Origin of the sequence: Merdimonas faecis, assembly GCF_001754075.1 — a bacterium.
Classification (GTDB): domain Bacteria; phylum Bacillota; class Clostridia; order Lachnospirales; family Lachnospiraceae; genus Merdimonas; species Merdimonas faecis.
In genome coordinates this window covers 1-2,305 of record NZ_MIEH01000034.1, presented here as the reverse complement: position 1 = coordinate 2,305, position 2,305 = coordinate 1, and the positions used below count along the sequence as shown (strand labels likewise).

The following is a 2,305-nucleotide window of genomic DNA, read 5'->3' as shown; positions in this document are numbered from 1 at the left end:
GGGGACGGGGGATTTCTAGAAATCCCCCGTCCCCTTTCGAAAATTATCCCATAAATGTGGAAAAAACATGTGGATAGTGGAGGAATATGTGGTGGAAAGTGTGGAAAAGAAATGGTGGAAGGAAAGCGTGGAAAAGAAATGGTGGAAGGAAAGCGTGGTGTATCAGATATATCCACGTAGTTTTAAGGACAGCAACGGAGACGGGATCGGTGATCTGAACGGAATCACGGAAAAGCTGGATTATCTGAAAGAGCTGGGGGTAGATGTGATCTGGCTCTCGCCGGTGTATCAGTCGCCGGGGGATGATAATGGATATGACATCAGTGATTACCGCGCGATACTGGAAGAATTTGGAACAATGGAAGAGTTTGACCGGATGCTGCAAGCCGCCCATGAAAGAGGGATCCGGCTTGTCATGGATCTGGTGGTGAACCATACCTCTGACGAACACCCATGGTTTGTAGAGAGCAGAAAGTCAAAAGACAATCCATACCGGAATTATTATATCTGGCGGCCGGCAAAGGAGGGGAAAGAGCCGAACAACTGGGGATCCTGCTTTTCCGGCTCTGCCTGGGAATATGACGATACAACGGATATGTATTATCTGCATCTGTTTTCCAAAAAGCAGCCGGATCTTAACTGGGATAATCCCCGGGTGAGGGATGAGGTCTATGATATGATGAACTGGTGGCTGGACAAAGGTGTTGACGGCTTCCGGATGGATGTGATCAGCCTGATCTCCAAAAAGCCGGAGCTGCCGGATGGAAAGCCGGGGATTAATGGCTATGCCAGCTTTAATGAGCCTGCAAACGGCCCTCATGTGCATGAATATCTGCAGGAGATGCGGAGAAGAGTACTGGAAGGAAGAGACACGATCACGGTGGGAGAATGTTCCGGCGTGACGCTTGAGGAAGCAAAGAAATATGCCCGCAGTGATGAAAAAGAGCTGAATATGGTTTTTCAGTTTGAACACATGGACGTGGATGCAGACGGTACCAATAAATGGTCGGATAAAAAGATGGATCTGCGGGATCTGAAGCATATTATGACGAAATGGCAGAAAGGTCTGGAGGGAATTGCCTGGAACAGTCTGTTCTGGGAAAATCATGATCAGCCGCGTTCGGTTTCGCGGTTCGGAAATGATGCGGAATATTGGGAGGAATCCGCAAAGATGCTTGCTACCTGTCTTCATATGATGCAGGGGACGCCTTATATCTACCAGGGAGAAGAGCTGGGAATGACAAATGTACCCTTTGGCGATATTTCGGATTTCCGGGACCTGGACAGCATCAATGCCTATCGTGAACTGACCGGTCAGGGAGTATTTACGCCAGAGGAGATGCTTCGCTATCTTCGGTATAAAAGCAGGGACAATGCCAGGACGCCATTCCAGTGGAGTGATGAAAAGTATGCAGGCTTTAGCAGCGGGGAGCCCTGGATCATGGTGAATCCTAATTATAAGAAGATCAATGCCAGAGAACAGATGATGAGGGAGGACTCTATATTCTGTTACTATCAGAAGCTGATCCGTATTCGGAAACAATATGATATTGTTGTATATGGAACCTACGATTTACTGCTCCCGGAGGATCCGGAGCTGTATGCATATACCAGGACGCTGGGAGAAGAGCAGCTGCTGATAGTTTGCAATTTTTATGGAAATACAAGAATGTTTACACTCCCGGACAACTGGGAACTGGGGAAGACGGAGCTGATGATCGGAAATTACAAAGATTTTAAACCGGAAAAAGAGCTGGTGCTCAGACCATATGAGGCCGTCGTATTGCGGAAAAACGGCGGAAAATAGAGGCTTTCAAAGCATATGCTAAAATGTCTCCCATACATCGCTGAAGGCAGTGATGAAAAAAATATGAGAAAAGTTGAAAAAAGGCATTGACATTTAGTTTACAGCATGATATTCTATCACAGCTGTCGCAAGTGAGCGCTGCGGAAACAAAGCTGCGAAAACGGACAGCAGAAAAAAATAAAAAAAGCTGTTGACAAACGCTTGAAGATGTGATAATCTAATATGGCTGTCGAAAACAGCGAAACACGAAGAACTTTGATAACTAAATAATAGACAACGACCCTGAAGATTCTTTTGAGAAGAATAATTCAGAGAAAGGCATCGAGAGATGCCGACCCAAAAACAGTAAGTAACGGGATAGGAAAAGCGAGTAGTTTTTCCTGGACCGAGAGAGAACTTTTTACGAGAGTTTGATCCTGGCTCAGGATGAACGCTGGCGGCGTGCCTAACACATGCAAGTCGAGCGAAGCGCTTAAATTGGATTTCTTCGGAATGACG

The 2,305-nt window shown here is 46.4% G+C and carries 1 protein-coding gene and 1 rRNA gene; both read left to right on the top strand.

Annotated features, from left to right (window positions below; all coding sequences use genetic code 11):
- Positions 1–127 precede the first annotated feature (127 nt).
- Positions 128–1,807, top strand: a complete 1,680-nt coding sequence (locus BKD12_RS15250; RefSeq protein WP_070090212.1) for a glycoside hydrolase family 13 protein — start codon at positions 128–130, stop codon at positions 1,805–1,807.
- Positions 1,808–2,205: 398 nt separating this feature from the next.
- Positions 2,206–2,305, top strand: a 16S ribosomal RNA gene (locus BKD12_RS15245); the annotation flags it as partial.